Source organism: Haloarcula salinisoli (assembly GCF_019599405.1).
Taxonomy (GTDB): domain Archaea; phylum Halobacteriota; class Halobacteria; order Halobacteriales; family Haloarculaceae; genus Haloarcula; species Haloarcula salinisoli.
On the sequence record NZ_RKLQ01000002.1, the window covers coordinates 1,256,393 to 1,271,452 of the forward strand.

General features: G+C 65.1%; 14 protein-coding genes. 9 read left to right on the plus strand and 5 right to left on the minus strand.

The features are described from left to right. Window positions 1-180 precede the first annotated feature (180 nt). Window positions 181-1,266: a glycine cleavage system aminomethyltransferase GcvT gene (gene gcvT, locus EGD98_RS15740; protein ID WP_220589310.1), complete on the plus strand. Its 1,086-nt coding sequence runs from the start codon at window positions 181-183 to the stop codon at window positions 1,264-1,266. Continuing rightward, complete coding sequence (gene gcvH / locus EGD98_RS15745) at window positions 1,263-1,643, plus strand: glycine cleavage system protein GcvH (protein ID WP_220589311.1); 381 nt, start codon at window positions 1,263-1,265, stop codon at window positions 1,641-1,643. Before gcvT ends, gcvH begins: the two co-directional genes overlap by 4 nt. Window positions 1,644-1,654: 11 nt before the next feature. On the opposite strand, the gene EGD98_RS15750 is transcribed toward gcvH, so the two are convergent. Further along, window positions 1,655-3,208 carry an RDD family protein gene (locus EGD98_RS15750; protein ID WP_220589312.1) on the minus strand — a complete coding sequence of 518 codons (1,554 nt, stop codon included), beginning with the start codon at window positions 3,206-3,208 and terminating at the stop codon, window positions 1,655-1,657. A gap of 551 nt (window positions 3,209-3,759) precedes the next feature. Here EGD98_RS15750 and gcvPA point away from each other — a divergent pair. From gcvPA to EGD98_RS15765, 3 genes are read left to right on the plus strand one after another with little or no spacing between them, the layout of a single operon-like run. Continuing rightward, window positions 3,760-5,079 (plus strand): aminomethyl-transferring glycine dehydrogenase subunit GcvPA, encoded by a 1,320-nt coding sequence (gene gcvPA / locus EGD98_RS15755; protein ID WP_220589313.1) that lies wholly within the window; start codon window positions 3,760-3,762, stop codon window positions 5,077-5,079. Further along, a complete protein-coding gene (gene gcvPB / locus EGD98_RS15760) occupies window positions 5,076-6,503 on the plus strand; it encodes an aminomethyl-transferring glycine dehydrogenase subunit GcvPB (protein ID WP_220589314.1) in 1,428 nt (475 codons plus the stop codon). The genes gcvPA and gcvPB overlap by 4 nt, the downstream gene beginning before the upstream one ends. A 55-nt stretch (window positions 6,504-6,558) precedes the next feature. After that, window positions 6,559-9,672 (plus strand): PAS domain S-box protein, encoded by a 3,114-nt coding sequence (locus EGD98_RS15765; RefSeq protein WP_220589315.1) that lies wholly within the window; start codon window positions 6,559-6,561, stop codon window positions 9,670-9,672. Here EGD98_RS15765 and EGD98_RS15770 read toward each other — a convergent pair. The 3 genes from EGD98_RS15770 to EGD98_RS15780 all read right to left on the minus strand — a co-directional run bounded on the left by EGD98_RS15770 (window position 9,669) and on the right by EGD98_RS15780 (window position 10,513). After that, window positions 9,669-10,037, minus strand: a complete 369-nt coding sequence (locus tag EGD98_RS15770; RefSeq protein WP_220589316.1) for a response regulator — start codon at window positions 10,035-10,037, stop codon at window positions 9,669-9,671. The genes EGD98_RS15765 and EGD98_RS15770 overlap by 4 nt on opposite strands. 38 nt (window positions 10,038-10,075) lie before the next feature. Then, on the minus strand, window positions 10,076-10,273 hold the full coding sequence (locus tag EGD98_RS15775) for a DUF7511 domain-containing protein (RefSeq protein ID WP_220589317.1): 198 nt from the start codon (window positions 10,271-10,273) through the stop codon (window positions 10,076-10,078). Between the two features lie 69 nt (window positions 10,274-10,342). Then, window positions 10,343-10,513: a DUF7838 family putative zinc beta-ribbon protein gene (locus tag EGD98_RS15780; RefSeq protein WP_220589318.1), complete on the minus strand. Its 171-nt coding sequence runs from the start codon at window positions 10,511-10,513 to the stop codon at window positions 10,343-10,345. 847 nt (window positions 10,514-11,360) lie between these two features. On the opposite strand from EGD98_RS15780, the gene msrA reads away from it, so the two are divergent. Both msrA and EGD98_RS15790 read left to right on the plus strand, forming a co-directional pair. Continuing rightward, window positions 11,361-12,029 (plus strand): peptide-methionine (S)-S-oxide reductase MsrA, encoded by a 669-nt coding sequence (gene msrA / locus EGD98_RS15785; RefSeq protein ID WP_220589319.1) that lies wholly within the window; start codon window positions 11,361-11,363, stop codon window positions 12,027-12,029. A gap of 61 nt (window positions 12,030-12,090) precedes the next feature. Further along, window positions 12,091-12,627 carry a cob(I)yrinic acid a,c-diamide adenosyltransferase gene (locus EGD98_RS15790; protein WP_220589320.1) on the plus strand — a complete coding sequence of 179 codons (537 nt, stop codon included), beginning with the start codon at window positions 12,091-12,093 and terminating at the stop codon, window positions 12,625-12,627. Between the two features lie 84 nt (window positions 12,628-12,711). On the opposite strand, the gene EGD98_RS15795 is transcribed toward EGD98_RS15790, so the two are convergent. Beyond that, window positions 12,712-12,888 carry a DUF7317 family protein gene (locus EGD98_RS15795; protein ID WP_220589321.1) on the minus strand — a complete coding sequence of 59 codons (177 nt, stop codon included), beginning with the start codon at window positions 12,886-12,888 and terminating at the stop codon, window positions 12,712-12,714. A gap of 224 nt (window positions 12,889-13,112) precedes the next feature. Here EGD98_RS15795 and mvaD point away from each other — a divergent pair, with 224 nt between their 5' ends. Then, window positions 13,113-14,087: a phosphomevalonate decarboxylase MvaD gene (mvaD, locus tag EGD98_RS15800; protein ID WP_220589322.1), complete on the plus strand. Its 975-nt coding sequence runs from the start codon at window positions 13,113-13,115 to the stop codon at window positions 14,085-14,087. A gap of 267 nt (window positions 14,088-14,354) precedes the next feature. Beyond that, window positions 14,355-14,954, plus strand: coding sequence for a methyltransferase family protein (locus EGD98_RS15805; RefSeq protein WP_220589323.1), 600 nt, complete (start codon window positions 14,355-14,357; stop codon window positions 14,952-14,954). Window positions 14,955-15,060: the final 106 nt, after the last annotated feature.

A 15,060-nucleotide genomic window follows, 5' to 3' on the forward strand; every position in this document is an offset into this window, starting at 1 on the left:
GCGATACCGACGAGGAACCGTTTTTTCGCTACGTACCGACCGCGCCGAGTTGTCCGTCCTGCCGAAGCCACCACGCTGGCGGCCAGGGTCCGATTTCCTATCGCGCTATACGGTTTACGCGCTCGGCCAAAATCACCCCGAAGGCCAACTCGTAAGGTCGCAGGGAGAGATTCACCACCCATGACACTCCGACAACCCCCACTCGCGGGGGTGTACACGGATGCCACGCTCACCGACTTCGGTGGCTGGGAGATGCCTGTCGAGTTCGAGTCGATTCGCGCCGAACACACCGCCGTCCGCGAGACGGCCGGGAAGTTCGACGTCTCGCACATGGGCCAGGTGACCGTCTCCGGGCCGGACGCACTGGAACTCACCCAGCGATTGACGACAAACGACGTCGCGGCACTCGGCCCCGGCGACGCCCAGTACGCTGGCATCACTGACGAGGACGGTATCCTGCTAGACGACACCGTCGTCTATCGGCTACCGGCCGAATCGGACGACGACTACCTATTCATCCCGAACGCGGGCCACGACGGGGAGATGGCCGAGCGGTGGGTCAGCCACCGCGAGGAGTGGGGGCTGACGGCGACGGTGACCAACCGGACAGAAGAGTACGCGATGGTCGCGTTGCAGGGACCACACGCCCAGGCGCTGCTGGCGGCGGAGACTGTACTGGAGCTTGACTCGCTGGGTCGGTTCGAGGTGGCGAACGGGGTGGTCGCAGGCGTCGAGTGCCTCGTCGCTCGCACCGGCTACACCGGCGAGGACGGCTTCGAGATACTCTGCCCTGCGGGGGATGCGGAGACCGTATGGAACGCCGCCGACTGCCAGCCCTGCGGACTCGGCGCGCGGGATACGCTCCGTCTCGAGATGGGCTATCTGCTCTCGGGCGAGGAGTTCCACCCGCGGGACGAACCTCGGACCCCCTACGAGGCCGACATCGGGTGGACGGTCGCTCTCGATACCGATTTCGTGGGCCGGGACTCACTGGCCGCCCAGGAACGGGATGGTGTCGGCGAGACACTGGTCGGGGTGGAACTGCTGGACCGCGGGGTCCCGCGTCACGGCTACGAGGTCACCGACCTGGACGGTGCGACGCTGGGGCACATCACCAGCGGGACGATGAGTCCGACGCTTGGTGTACCCATCGCGCTGGCCTACCTGCCGACGGAGTACGCCGAGCCCGAGCGTTCGGTCGAGGTGGTCATCCGCGGCGAACCGAAGGAAGCACGTACCCGGGCGACGCCATTTATCGACAGATGAGTTTCGACGTACCCGAGGACCTTCGATATCTGGAATCGCACGAGTGGGTCACCACCGACGACACCGCGCGGGTCGGTATCACCGACTTCGCACAGGACGAACTTGGCGACGTGGTGTTCGTGGAACTCCCTGCAGAGGGCGACGAACTGACGGCTGGCGAGGATTTCGGCGTCGTGGAGTCCATCAAAGCCGTCTCGGATGTCTACGCGCCCGTCTCAGGGACCGTCACCGCGGTCAACGAGGCCCTGTTCGACCAGCCGGAACTGGTCAACGAGGACCCCTTCGGCGACGGATGGATGCTCGAGGTCGAACTGGCCGACGAGAGCGAACTGGATGAACTGCTAGACGCTGCGGAGTACCGCGACCAGATCGAGTAACTGGTCGGCGTCTACTCCCGGTCGTTTTCCGGTTCCGGCCAGGTCGATTCGGGTTCCGTAACGGACGAGCCGTCGGAGACGCTCGGCTCGTCCGGAGCTGTGTCTTCGGCTGTCTCCGTGCCATCTCCTGCTGGCCTCGGCGACGAGTCACCGCTCGATGATATGTGGTCGTCGGGACTGGACTCACCGTCTGTGTCGACCGCAGATGGCTGGTCCGGCCGAGTGTCCACTGTCTCTGCCGCGTATTCTCGGGCCAGGGACTCCTCGACGACGACGGTCCCGGCAGCCAGATCGCCGATACGGCGACCGTGCCGGTGGCCTTCCGCCAGCAGACCACCGATGATGAACGCCACCGGCAGGACGTCGATCCAGCCGGCGAGCGTCCGGACAGCGGCCGAGCGGAGGCCCACGGCGGAGCCGTCGGTGTGTCGTACCCGGAGGCCCATGCGGTGCTTGCCGAAGGTCCGCCCCCATAGTCCCTCTGAGACCGTATAGTAAGCCATCAGTGGGACGAGCAGTGAAGCGAGCCAGAGGTGACCGAGATCGACGCCCGAACCGGCGATAACCGGGGCTCCGAAATCGATGTCGAAACCCAGCGGGAGCTTGAGAAACAGTACGACAGCAAGCTCGGCCATCCCTACCAACGTAAGTAACCCAACGAGGAGACACCAGTCCAGGAGCCGTGCCTCGACTCGGTCCTCGGCCGTATCGCCGACGTGTCGTAGCAGTGGCTCGTCCTCGTCGTTCGCTTCGTGGGGGGACGTGTCGACCGGCTCCCCCGTCGCGTCGACGTGGTGCCCCTGGCGTCGCCAGCGCTGGTGGAAGGCGTCGGCCACCGTCAGGTCTGAACCGTCGACGATATCGAGTAGGTCCGTAACGGTCGATTTCTCGGTCACCAGACAGACCTCGTCGTACTCCTCGTCAGCGACGAGGGCCGCTACGTCGTCGAGTAGTCGGTCCGCTTCACCCCGGCCAGCCAGCCCGAACATTACTAATGAACTGACCACGAGGGCCCCGACGGAGAGGCCGTTCAGGTAGCCGGCGACGAGGAGCCAGAGCGCCGTCGCGAAGCCGACACCGAGGGCCAGTAGGCCGAGACGAGGATAGTCCAGTCGGTTGCGGAGCTGGTCGTGTATCGTCGTGGTGAGACTGAGGCCGGCCAGCAGGAGCACGGTGTGCCAGTCCCAGACTGCCACAAGGAGCAGGACGGCCCAGTTACAGAGTAGCCACGCCCACTCGCGCTCGCCGATGCCGGTCAGCGAATGTTCGTCGACGAATTGGACCGGTCTGTCTCCGGCTATCGTCCGGAAAGTCTCCCTATCGAACCGCTCGACACTGCGAGTCAACAGTAGCTCGAGGGGCGCCCACAGGAAGAGAAACGTGAGCCAGGTACCGATCATCAGGACCGGGAATTTCAGCATCGCTCTGAACTGGTCCCGTAACCCGACTGTTTCGCCGTACTGGACTACCAGTGCGTCTTCACCTGACAGAAACCCATCCAGTTCCGTCTGCAGTGACTGGGCGCGGCTAAACGTGAACATCCCGAACAAGGTGAGCTTCGACATATGTGTCCGAGTCTTATTTGAACATCCAGAACGTCGGAATATGGGTGTTTCGAAGCAGTGAACCCGAATCGGGAGTAATCCTACGCAAGCGGTCGTGCTAGTGACTCACCAATGTCCGTCAACGGGGCCTTACACCGATATTCGGGACAGCAACTATGACAAGCCCGTACGCGCCACACACGGCGGCGGAGACCGACGACATATTCGACACCGTAGACGCATCGAATCGCTGCTCGACGCCGACGCGTACAGGACTATATCGAGTACCCTGCCGCTCTCTGTCTACGACTCGGGGCCGGTCCCCGTCTGAACCCGCTCGTTCCGTCGTGGCACGACCGTCTCTGCCGTATATCGCCGTTTTCGGGCGTATCTCCCGCTGGCAGTCGTCAGACAGCTGTGTCGACTTCTACGAGGTCATAAACCTGATATCGATATATCAAACTCCTCGGCGGCGGGGGTGGTGAATCGAGATAATCATATGCGGCCGGCCGCAACTATGCAATATCAATGCCCGCTCGCAGTAGCGCCCCATCCTGTTCTTCACAGCACCCATGACCAGCCCCTACGCCCCACACACCGAGGCCGAGACAGACGCGATGCTCGAGGCCGTCGGTGTCGACGATATCGAATCACTGTTCGACGTCCCCGACTCCGTTGCCTTCGACGGGGAGTTCGGGATTCCCGCTCACGGCGAGCGGGAGGTCCGTCGGGAGGCGGCCAGACTCCTCGGCCGGAACGACGACCTGACGGAGTTCCTCGGTCGGGGTCACTACACCCACTACGTCCCCAGCGTGGTCGACGACCTGGCGAGTCGCTCCGAGTTCCTGACCTCGTACACGCAGTACCAGCCAGAGGTCGCCCAGGGGTTCCTGCAGGCCCTGTTCGAGTACCAGTCGATGCTGGTCGAGCTGACGGGGCTGGACGTCGCCAACTGCTCGATGTACGACGAGGCGACGGCGCTGGGCGAGGCGGCCACACTCTCCCAGCGAGTTCGGTCGGTCTCGGGCGAGACGATTCTGGTGCCCGACCACCTCCGTTCGGGCAAACGCGCAGTGCTGGCAAACTACGCCGACGGCCCCGGCCTCACGGTGGAGTCGTATCCGATGGCCGACGGGCAGGCCGACGTCGCGGCGCTGGCCGAGCGGATGGACAGCGACGTGGCGCTGGTGTACGCCGAGACGCCGACGGTCCGGGGTGTAATCGAGGAACGTCTCACCGATATCGGCGAGCTCACCGACGACCACGACGCGCTGTTCTGTCTCGGCTCGGACCCGGTCGCGCTGGCGCTGCTGGAACGTCCCGCCGACGTCGGCGCCGACGTGGTCGTCGGCGACGCCGCGTCGCTGGGCACCGGCACCGCCTACGGCTTCGGACTGGGGATGTTCGTCACACGTGAGGAGTACCTCCGGCAGGTTCCCGGCCGGCTCGTCGGTGCGAGCGAGGACAGCGACGGGCGCCGGGCCTACACGCTGACGCTGCAGACCCGCGAACAGCACATCCGCAAGGAGCGAGCGACCTCGAATATCTGTACGAACCAGGCCTGGGTGGCGCTGCGGGCCGCGATGCACGCCGCCTGGCTCGGTCCCGACGGACTCGTCGAGCTGGCCGAGGACTGTGTCACCCGGCCACGTGACCTCGCCGAGCGGCTCGACGAGGTTGTCGGGGTCCAGGCGCCGGTCCACGACGGCCACAACTTCCGGGAGGTCGTCGCCCACACCGACCAGCCCGCCCACGCCGTGGTCGAGGACCTCGCGGCGGAAGGATACGCCGTCCACGAAATCGGCGAACACCTGATTCAGGTCGCTGCCACGGAGGTGACCGCCGAGGCCGAAGACGGGCTCGTCGGGGCTATCGCGGAGGTGGCGAAATGACCGAATACACGCAAGCGAGCTGGACCGACGAGGACGGCGACCGCTACGAGCCCCTGCTCTCGGAGAAGGCGTCGAAGACGGTCGATATCGAGGACTCGCCGCTGCCCGACGACCTGACGCGGGACTCGCTCGAACTGCCCGCCCCAGCGGAGCCGGAGCTGGCCCGCCACTACACCCGCCTCTCCCAGATGAACTACGGCGTCGAGAGCGGGCCGTTCCCGCTTGGCTCCTGTACGATGAAGTACAACCCCTCCTTCACCGAGGATATCGCGGCCCTCCCGGCGGCCGCCGTCCACCCGGACCGGCCCGACCGCACGGTCCAGGGGACGCTCGGCCTCTCTCACCGGCTGCAGGACTACCTGGGTCGTATCGGCGGGATGGACGCGGTGACACTGCAGCCCCCGGCCGGCGCTGCCGGGGAGTTTACCGGTATCCAGATCGCGAAGGCCTACCACCAGCACAACGACGACGACCGCTCGGAGGTCGTCATCCCGGACTCGGCCCACGGGACCAACTTCGCCACGGCGGCGATGGCGGGCTACGACGTCGTCGAACTGCCAAGTGGCGAGGACGGCCGCGTCGACATCGAGGCCCTCGAAGCGGCCGTCAGCGATGAGACGGCGGCGCTCATGCTGACGAACCCCAACACGCTCGGACTCTTCGAGCGCGACATCGAGCACGTCGCCGACATCGTCCACGACGCGGGCGGGCTGCTGTACTACGACGGGGCGAACCTCAACGCCCTCCTGGGGCGAGCCCGGCCCGGCGACATGGGCTTCGACGTGATGCACTACAACGTCCACAAGACGTTCGCGACGCCCCACGGCGGCGGTGGCCCGGGCGCCGGCCCGGTCGGCGTCACCGAGGAACTGGCGCCGTTCCTGCCGGACCCTCACGTCAGACAGAGCGACGGCGGCTACGAGTACTACAGCCCCGACCACTCCATCGGGAAGGTCCACGGCTACTACGGCAACTGGCCGGTGCTCGTGAAGGCCTTCGCCTACATCACCAGGCTGGGTGATTCCGGGCTCGCGGACGCCAGCGCGAAGGCCGTGCTGAACGCGAACTACCTCGCCCAGCAAATTCCCTACGAGGTGCCCTTCGGCCCCTTCCACCATGAGTTCGTCGCCAGCGCGGCGCCCCAGGACGCCGCCGACGTGGCCAAGGGAATGCTCGACCACGGCGTCCACCCGCCGACGACGAAGTGGCCCGAAATCGTCGACGAGGCGCTGATGACCGAGCCGACCGAGGGCGAGAGCCAGCGGTCGCTCGACCAGCTGGCCGCTGCCTTCGAGGCCGTCCACGGCGAGTCCGACGGCACCCTGGCAGCGTCCCCGACGCGGACCGCGGCCGGGCGCATCGACCAGGTCTCGGCGGCCAGAAATCCACGACTCTCCTGGCAGGCGCTCGGTTCCGACGACTGATAATGCCGACCGCCCATTTATGTGAGTGTAGCGGGCAGTACAGGTACTGACGCGTATGTCCGAGCAGGCAGTCATCCTCCACGTCCGCCCCGACTCCGCCGCTGACGGCGGTGTCTCACAGCCACTGTCCGACCGGACGAATCGGCCAGTTCGGACGGCGAGTTCGCCAGCGGAGGCGCTCGAGGTCCTCGCGGCGACCGGCGTCGCCGCCGCTGTCTGTGACCACGCCCCGGAGGACGGGCTCGACGGACTCGCGGTCCTCGACGCGATTCGTGGGGACTACCCGGAGCTGCCGGTACTGCTGTGTACCCACGAACCCGACGGCCGCGTGGCCGCCGAGGCGACGCGGCTCGACGTGACCGAATACGTCCCCCGGAGCGAGGTCGAGCCCGCGGACCGGGTTCGGGAACTGGTTCGCGAGGACTCGGGCCGCGCGCTTGCGGGGACCCGCGAGCGGGAGCTGGAACGAAACAACGAGTACTTGCAACGGCTTACTACGCTGGCATCTGTAGAACCACACACCGATGACGAGATAATCGAGCGCGTGCTCGAACTCGGTGCCGACAGGCTCGACCTCTCGCTTGGCTACCTGAGCCGCATCGAGGGGAGCAACTACGAGGTCGTCTCGGTCGTCGGCGACCACGACGTCATAGAGGCGGGCACCACGACCGAACTGGCAAACACCTACTGCCGGCGCATCGCCGACGGGCCGGACAGCTTCGGCGTCACCGACGCGGTCGCGGAGGGGTTGGAGGACGATGCCGCCTACCAGATGTCGGGGCTGGCCTGCTATCTCGGCGGGAAGGTCGTGGTCAACGGTGAACTGTACGGCACGCTCTGTTTCGCCGACGAGGAGCCCCGCTCCGAACCGTTCTCCGAGAGCGAGCAGACGTTCACGAAGCTGCTGGCCGAGTGGACGAGCCGGGAACTCGAACGCCGCCAGCGAAGCGCCACCCTCGAACAGTACGAGAACGTCATCGAGGCCGTCGACGACGGCATCTACGCCCTCGACGAGACGGGCCACTTCGAGCTGGTCAACGACGCGATGACGGAGCTGACCGGCTACAGCGAGTCGGCGCTGCTGGGCGCGCACACCAGCCACATCAAGTCCGACGAGGTCGTCCAGCGGGCCGAATCTATCGTCCGGGAGATGATATTCGACGAGCGCGAGGGCGACGAGGAGACGTTCGACCTGGCGATACAGCGGGCCGACGGCTCAGCGTTCCCCGCCGAGGACCATATGACGCTGCTGTGGGACGACGACGGCGAGTGGTTCGAGGGGACCGCCGGTATCATTCGCGACATCACCGCCCAGAAGGAACGTGACCAGCGGCTCTCGGGGCTACTGGATACGACACGGTCGCTGATGCAGGCCCACACTGCCGAGGCCGTCGCCGAGACGGTCGTCGCGGCCGCCGAATCCGAGCTGGGCTTTGACCTGAACCTCGTCCGGCTGTACGACGAGGAGACCGACACGCTCGACCCGGTCGCCGGGACCAACAGGATGCCCGACCGGCCGGTGTACGACGCCGACGAGGCGTACCCGGGCGAGGCCTACCAGCGCGGTGAGACCGTCCGTGTCGAGGATTTCGCCGACGTAGAGAACTACGACGACCGGGACGCGAACGCGGCGATGTACGTCCCGCTCGACGACCACGGCGTTTTGAGCGTCGCCACCTACGACCAGGAGCAGTTCTCCGACGCGGACGTCTCGGTCGCCGAAATCCTCGCCTCGAACGCGGCGGCCGCTCTGGACCGTGTCGAACGCGAGCAGGACCTCTTGCGCTACGAGACTGTCATGGAGAACGTCCGTGACATGGTGTACGTCCTCGACGACGACGGCCAGTTCCAGCTCGTCACCGAGCCGCTGGCCGACTGGCTGGGCTACGAGCGTACGGACCTGTACGGCCGCCACCCGCGGGCCGTTCTCGACGACGAGTCCGTCGCCGCCTTCGCGAGACAGATTCGGGAGCTCCGCGAGACCGACGGGGGCGGGACGGTACGGATGGAGACGACCCTGTACACTGCCGACGGCGAGGGTCGCCCGGTCGAGATAGAGGTCTCGCTCATCGACGAGGCCGGGTTCCGCGGCACCGCCGGCGTCGTCCGCGACCGGACGGAGCTGGAACAGACCCGCGAGGAACTGCGCGACGAGCGGGACCGCTTCTCGTACCTGTTCAACAACCTCCCGGACGCCGTCGTCGAGACGGAGTTCACCGAGGACACGCCGCTCGTCCGCTCGGTGAATCCCGCCTTCACAGAGGTGTTCGGACTCGACCGGCGGACCGTCCTCGACGGCGATCTCAACGAATACATCCTTCCGCCGAGCGACGACGCACACCGGGAAGCCGACCGACTCGACGAACGAGGTGCCGACGGGGAGACCGTCCAGGCCGAAATCCGCCGTCGCACCGCCGACGGGTTCCGTGATTTCCTCTTCCGAGGCGTCCCCTACCGCCGGGACGACGGCCGCGTCTGGAGCTTCGGCATCTACACCGACATCACCGACCAGAAAGAACGCGAACGACGCCTCGAGGTGCTCAACCGCGTGTTGCGACACAACCTTCGGAACGACCTGACGGTCGTGCTCGGGCTCGCCGACGAACTCTACGAGCGGACCGACGACGAGACGTTCCGCTCGCTGCTCGAACGGCTCCTCGGGAAGGCCGAACAGATAGCCTCGCTCAGCGACCGCGCCCGCGAGATAGAGCGCTCGGTCCGCCGTGACGACGCCGACACGGCGCCGCTTGATGTCACCGAACTCGTCGACGGCGTCGCCACGCGGTACGCCCAGCAGTACGACGCGTCCGTGGACATTTCGGTGCCGGAGATGGCCGTGATGGCGGGCGATGGCCGCCTGGAGCAGGTCGTGGGCGAGCTGCTCGAAAACAGCGTCGAACACGCCGGCGAGGCCCCCGCGGTGTCCGTCGACGTCGACCCGTCCCCGGAGACGGTGTCGGTCACCGTCACCGACGACGGCCCGGGAATCCCGGACCACGAACTCGACGTGTTGACCGGGAGCGAACCAATCACCCAGCTGAGCCACGGGAGCGGGCTGGGCCTGTGGCTCGTCATCTGGGTGACCGAATCCTACGGCGGGACCGTGCGATTCGAGAACACGGCCGACGGCGCGTCGGTCACGCTGACGCTCCCCCGGACCGACAGCTAGGTTGCCGCGCGTATCTTCTCGGCCAGTTCGCTGTACTGTTCGGTCCCAGTCCCTTTCTGGACGAATCCGGTCACGCCGGCCTCGTCGGCCGCCGGCCGGACGTCGTCGGGCTCGCGGGCGCTAAAGAGGAGAAAGGGGAGCGACCGGTCCCGGTCCCGCAGTTCCCCACACAGTTCCAGCCCGTCGAGACGCGGCATCTTGTAGTCGCTGACGACCACGTCGTACTCCCCCGAAAGCGCCATCTCCAGTCCCGTCTCCGGGTCGGCTTCGCTGGTCACGTCGAGGTCGTCCTCCTGTTCCAGAAAGGTCTGGACGATTTCGAGCACGTCACTGTCCTCGTCGACCAGGAGAACGTCGATACTCATCTACGCCTCTTTCTCCCTTCTGAAATAAAAATCTACGGTCACTGCATCGACGTCAGATCGACGACCGCTCCGTAATCCACACTCAGCCACGTCGACATCCGCACGTCACCAGTCGCGTCTGGCGGATAGATGGTACAGCGGTCCGGTCCGTCCGCGTAGCGAACGACGGTCAGTGACAGGTCCACGGCCGGTCGGTCGGTGGCGGCCGTGGCCATCCCCTCGGGGTCCAGGCTCATCCTGTATGTAGGCCGACCGAGGGGACGGATAAAACCGCTTCTAAGACCTCTCAGTACGGCTATATAGGGTTATGCGCTCTGGGCCGTGTCGACCTCGCCGTCGATGCGGACGAAGCCGTAATCGCATTCGCCGCAGTGCCACTTGACCTTCTGCCCGAGATGCATCCTCGTGCTGGCGACCTTCCAGAACTCGCTGTACTCCTCGCACTTCGGGCAGTAGTGCTCCAGTTCGAGACTCATGCCACCGTCTTGTGTGTGGGTGCCATTGAAGCTCCCGGTTCTAGAAACTGAATCAGGTTCTGGAATCGCTGCTCCCACCGTATGCCAAACTACACTCGGTAACAGCGACGCGACCGTTTCTTCATACACCCAGAAAGCCCCGGCGAGCTACACTCGGGAGGCTCGCTGTCGTCCGAAAGGCGCGCAGCGCCTTTCGTGATCACGAAAATCTTCGATTTTCGAACGACGGGCCTCGCTCACTACGTTCGCTGTGGTCCTTATGATCTGAAAATCGCCACCGGCGATTTTCATCATCGCGAGGGAACGAAGTTCCCTCGGAGATCGCGAATCTTCGATTCGCTCACTCCCGCAAGAGCTCCGCTCTTGCGAGGACGTCGCCTGCCGTCGTGTAGCTCGCCGCCCCTTTCAGTCCCACCCCGTGGACCAGCCGACCGGGCGGGACTGAAAGGGGCCGGACGCGTGGCGGCTTCTTCGCGCGGCACCGCCGCGTGAATGGTCCGCGGGAGTCGTCCGAAAATCTCCGATTTTCGGGAGTGAGCGAATCGGAGATTCGCGATCTGTGCAAGACCTTCGGTCTTGCAGCATCACGAGAGAGCTCCGCTCTCTCGGACGACTTCGCTCCCTCGCTATCGCCGCCACGTTAGACGAGGTGGGCACAGCCGACCTCGCGCTCAGGGAGCGAGACGATGTAAGCACGCGAGCGAAGCGAGCGCGCGCAGCGAGTTGCAGCCAGAGAGGGACCGGAGGTCCCTCAAGCAGTCGGCGCGAAGCGCCGACCAGAGGCCACCCTGTCAACCTCAGCTGCTAGACCCGAACAGGCAAACCGTCAGCCCACGTATCACACGCCATGACCACAGTCGAGGACGACCAGCCGACACTCACGGCACTCGACGTCGACGCCGAGGCCCTGCCGCCCGCTGACACCGAGACGGCGACGTTCGGGATGGGCTGTTTCTGGGGGCCGGACGCCCGCTTCGGAGCGACGGTGGGCGTCGTTCGCACACGCGTCGGCTACGCTGGGGGGACGGAGCCGAACCCGAGCTACTACTCGCTGGGCGACCACACCGAGGTCGTGCAGGTCGAGTACGACCCCGAAACACTCGACTATTCGGACCTGCTGGACGTGTTCTGGGCGAACCACAACCCCTTCGGTGGCGCTCACAAGCGCCAGTATCGGGGCGTCGTGCTGGTCCACGACGACGGCCAGCGCGAGACGGCCGAGGACACGAAAGCGGCCCTCGAAGACCGGACGGGCCAGTCCGTCGAGACGGCCATCGAGTCGCTCGACTCGTTCACCCCGGCGGAGGACTACCACCAGAAGTACGAGCTCCGGTCGACGCCGGTGCTGGGCGACGAGCTGGAAGATCTCTACGGGCCGGCGCTGGTCGATTCGACCGTCGCGGCGCGGCTGAACGGCTTCGTCGCGGGTCACGGCGACGCCGACCAGCGCGAGGCCCTGCTCTCCGATATCGCGCTCTCGCCGGCGGCGCTGTCCGAACTCGAACGACGGCTCTAACCGAGTGCCATCGTCGACCGCTGGACGAGAGTATAAATCCGTGGCGTCCCCAGCCACGAACATGACCATCTACACCGGCCGCGGCGACCAGGGCCAGACCGACCTGCGGACGATGGACCGCGTCTCGAAAGACTCCCGACGCATCGAGGCATATGGCACCGTCGACGAGGTCAACGCGCTGGTCGGCGTCGTTCGTCCGACGGGGTACGACGATATCGACGACGACCTGCGGACCATCCAGAACCACCTCCACATCGTCCAGGCGGATTTCGCGAACCCCAGTCCCGGTGAGGACGACCCACAGATAACCGAGGAACACGTCGATTCCATCGAGGACATGATAGACGAGGCCGACGAGGAACTGGACGCGCTGGAGTCGTTCATCCTGCCCTCGGGTTCGGAACCGGGCGCGAAGCTCCACCACGCCCGCGCCGTCTGTCGCCGCGCCGAGCGGCGCTGTGTCTCGCTGGCCGCCGAGGAGGCCGGCGTCAACGGGACGGCCATCATCTATCTCAACCGGCTCTCTGATACGCTGTTTACCCTCGCGCGGCTGGTCAACAAGCGCGAAGGGGTCCGGGAGGAGAGCCCGGAGTACTGACAGCGCGGAGTATTGTGGTCGAACCGCGGGGAGACGCTGGGGGCCTGCGAGTCAGCGCGGACCGAGCGCCACACTCTGTAGTGTTCAGTTAGCGGCTTCGACAAGCACGTCCCCGTCCTCTTCGCGGACCTCGAAGCCCCGCGAGCGGAGCTCCGAGGCCAGCTTCCCGGTGCCTACGCCGCCGTAGGCCGCGGCCTGTTCCAGACCGAGAGTTCCGCCGTAGTACAGCGTCAGCGCCGTCGTGAGGGAGGTGTATGACATCGTTTCTTCGTCTGGTACGTAACGCGACTAGGTATTAAAGTTTCTCAGACAATAAGTAGCACAGCTTTGCTGTTAGTGGTTGTATAATAGCAACTCTAGACAAGAGAAACCAAAATATCTGGACGTACGTCTTGGTAGGCGGTCGGCACAGTCGCCCGGCTCCGTGTTCGTCCTGCGCCGGCCGGGTTCGCAATAGCAAAGTGACCGGCCCGGAACGGTGAACTATGAAAGCGACCGCGAAGGCTCACCCCATTCAGGGGCTGGTGAAGTACCACGGGATGCGCGACGAACAGCGGCGGATGCCGTACCACGACAGCATCTCGGTCAGCACGGCGCCGAGCCGGACGAAGACCACCGTCGAGTTCGACGCCTCCCTCGACGGCGACGAGTACGTCATCGACGGCGAGACGGTCGAGGGCCGGGGTGCCGAGCGAATCGACTCGGTCGTCGACCACGTCCGCGAGCTGGCCGGTATCGACGACCCGGTTCGCTTCGAGTCGACCAACGACTTCCCGACGAACATCGGTTTTGGCTCCTCCTCGTCGGGCTTTGCCGCGGCGGCGACGGCACTGGTCGAGGCCGCCGGCCTCGACATGACTCACCCCGAGATATCCACGGTCGCGCGCCGGGGCTCCGCTTCGGCCGCTCGCGCCGTCACGGGTGCGTTCTCCCACCTCAAGACCGGCGTCAACGACCAGGACTGTCGCAGCGAGCGCATCGAGACCGACCTCGAAGACGACCTGCGCATCGTCGCCGGGATGGTCCCCTCCTACAAGGAGACCGAAGCCGCCCACAAGGAGGCCGCCGACAGCCACATGTTCCAGGCCCGGATGGCCCACATCCAGTACCAGATTTCGGATATGCGGGACGCCCTGTACGACGCCGACTTCGCTCGGGCGTTCGAGCTGGCCGAACACGACTCGCTGTCGCTGGCCGCGACGACGATGACCGGCCCCGCCGGCTGGGTGTACTGGCAGCCCCGGACCATCGAGATTTTCAACACCGTCCGAGCGCTCCGCGACGAGGAGGACATCCCGGTGTACTTCTCGGTCGACACCGGCGCGAGCACCTATGTGAATACGACCGCCGAGTACGTCGACCGCGTCGAGGAAGCGGTCGCGGACTGTGGCGTCGACACCCGTATCTGGGAGGTCGGCGGACCCGCGAAAGTGCTGGACGAATCCGACGCGCTGTTCTGAAACCGAGTCCCCTGTTCTGCAACAGCTTTAATCTGTGAGATACGCCGAAATAAACTCGTGCCTCTCTTCCGAACGAGTCGACCTGCAATACCGTCCGCTAGTGGCGCGAACCGACCACTGGCGGGCGTCTCAGAGGTCGCTAGTTCCACGAGTCGCGTGCAAGATATGAGGTGCGGTTGCCGCAGGGGTTCCACTCGGTTATCGACGGTAGCGAACGGTCAGTGCAGACGAATAATTTAAAATACAGTTCGGCTAAGTTAGTAGCACATGGGTGTTTCAGCTGACTACCCAGTGGCTATTTTTGTTGTCTATACTGCGGTCGCTGTAGCGTTCGGGCCAGATATTCTCCGAGAGATACGTCATCGGCGTTCCGGTGCTGGAACTGCCACAGTACGGGACGGGAGGTCGAAACAGGTCATCGGTGTTGCCGGTGGTAGCGGTGTCCTCACAGGTGCTGTCGCCGTTGATCTGGTCCCTTCACTGACCGTTCTTGGAGACGTTCGCATCGCTGTCGTGGCCGGGATCGTCGTTCTGTTCGTCGGTGCTGGAGTTCGACAGTACGCGGTGCGAACATTGGACGACTACTTTACGAGCGCCGTCCAGATACACCAGGGCCAGCAGGTCGTCGATACAGGTCCGTATCGATGGGTTCGACACCCGTCTTACACTGGAGGGATCGTGATGTACACCGGGATAGGTCTCATTTTCAACAACTGGGTCAGCCTCACCACGATTGTCGGCTTGCTCTTGATAGCGTATCTCTATCGCATTCGCATCGAGGAGCGCGCCCTCTCCGAAGAACTCGGCGAGCCATACCGGGAGTATTTGGAACGCACACCCTATCGACTGGTCCCCTATCTGTGGTGAATCTGGTTCACCGCTACTGGCCACGCCGCCGAAACGATTGCGTCTCGCTCGCGTTTTCGGCGAGCGCCAGCAAGCCCGCCCTCCGAGTGGTGGAGTCGCTTCAGGT

Bases quoted from the DNA above. Each gene is read 5' to 3' on its own strand.
- gcvT (WP_220589310.1), top strand. From the start codon at position 181: ATGACACTCCGACAACCCCCACTCGCGGGGGTGTACACGGATGCCACG.
- gcvH (WP_220589311.1), top strand. From the start codon at position 1,263: ATGAGTTTCGACGTACCCGAGGACCTTCGATATCTGGAATCGCACGAG.
- EGD98_RS15750 (WP_220589312.1), bottom strand. From the start codon at position 3,208: ATGTCGAAGCTCACCTTGTTCGGGATGTTCACGTTTAGCCGCGCCCAG.
- gcvPA (WP_220589313.1), top strand. From the start codon at position 3,760: ATGACCAGCCCCTACGCCCCACACACCGAGGCCGAGACAGACGCGATG.
- gcvPB (WP_220589314.1), top strand. From the start codon at position 5,076: ATGACCGAATACACGCAAGCGAGCTGGACCGACGAGGACGGCGACCGC.
- EGD98_RS15765 (WP_220589315.1), top strand. From the start codon at position 6,559: ATGTCCGAGCAGGCAGTCATCCTCCACGTCCGCCCCGACTCCGCCGCT.
- EGD98_RS15770 (WP_220589316.1), bottom strand. From the start codon at position 10,037: ATGAGTATCGACGTTCTCCTGGTCGACGAGGACAGTGACGTGCTCGAA.
- EGD98_RS15775 (WP_220589317.1), bottom strand. From the start codon at position 10,273: ATGAGCCTGGACCCCGAGGGGATGGCCACGGCCGCCACCGACCGACCG.
- EGD98_RS15780 (WP_220589318.1), bottom strand. From the start codon at position 10,513: ATGAGTCTCGAACTGGAGCACTACTGCCCGAAGTGCGAGGAGTACAGC.
- msrA (WP_220589319.1), top strand. From the start codon at position 11,361: ATGACCACAGTCGAGGACGACCAGCCGACACTCACGGCACTCGACGTC.
- EGD98_RS15790 (WP_220589320.1), top strand. From the start codon at position 12,091: ATGACCATCTACACCGGCCGCGGCGACCAGGGCCAGACCGACCTGCGG.
- EGD98_RS15795 (WP_220589321.1), bottom strand. From the start codon at position 12,888: ATGTCATACACCTCCCTCACGACGGCGCTGACGCTGTACTACGGCGGA.
- mvaD (WP_220589322.1), top strand. From the start codon at position 13,113: ATGAAAGCGACCGCGAAGGCTCACCCCATTCAGGGGCTGGTGAAGTAC.
- EGD98_RS15805 (WP_220589323.1), top strand. From the start codon at position 14,355: ATGGGTGTTTCAGCTGACTACCCAGTGGCTATTTTTGTTGTCTATACT.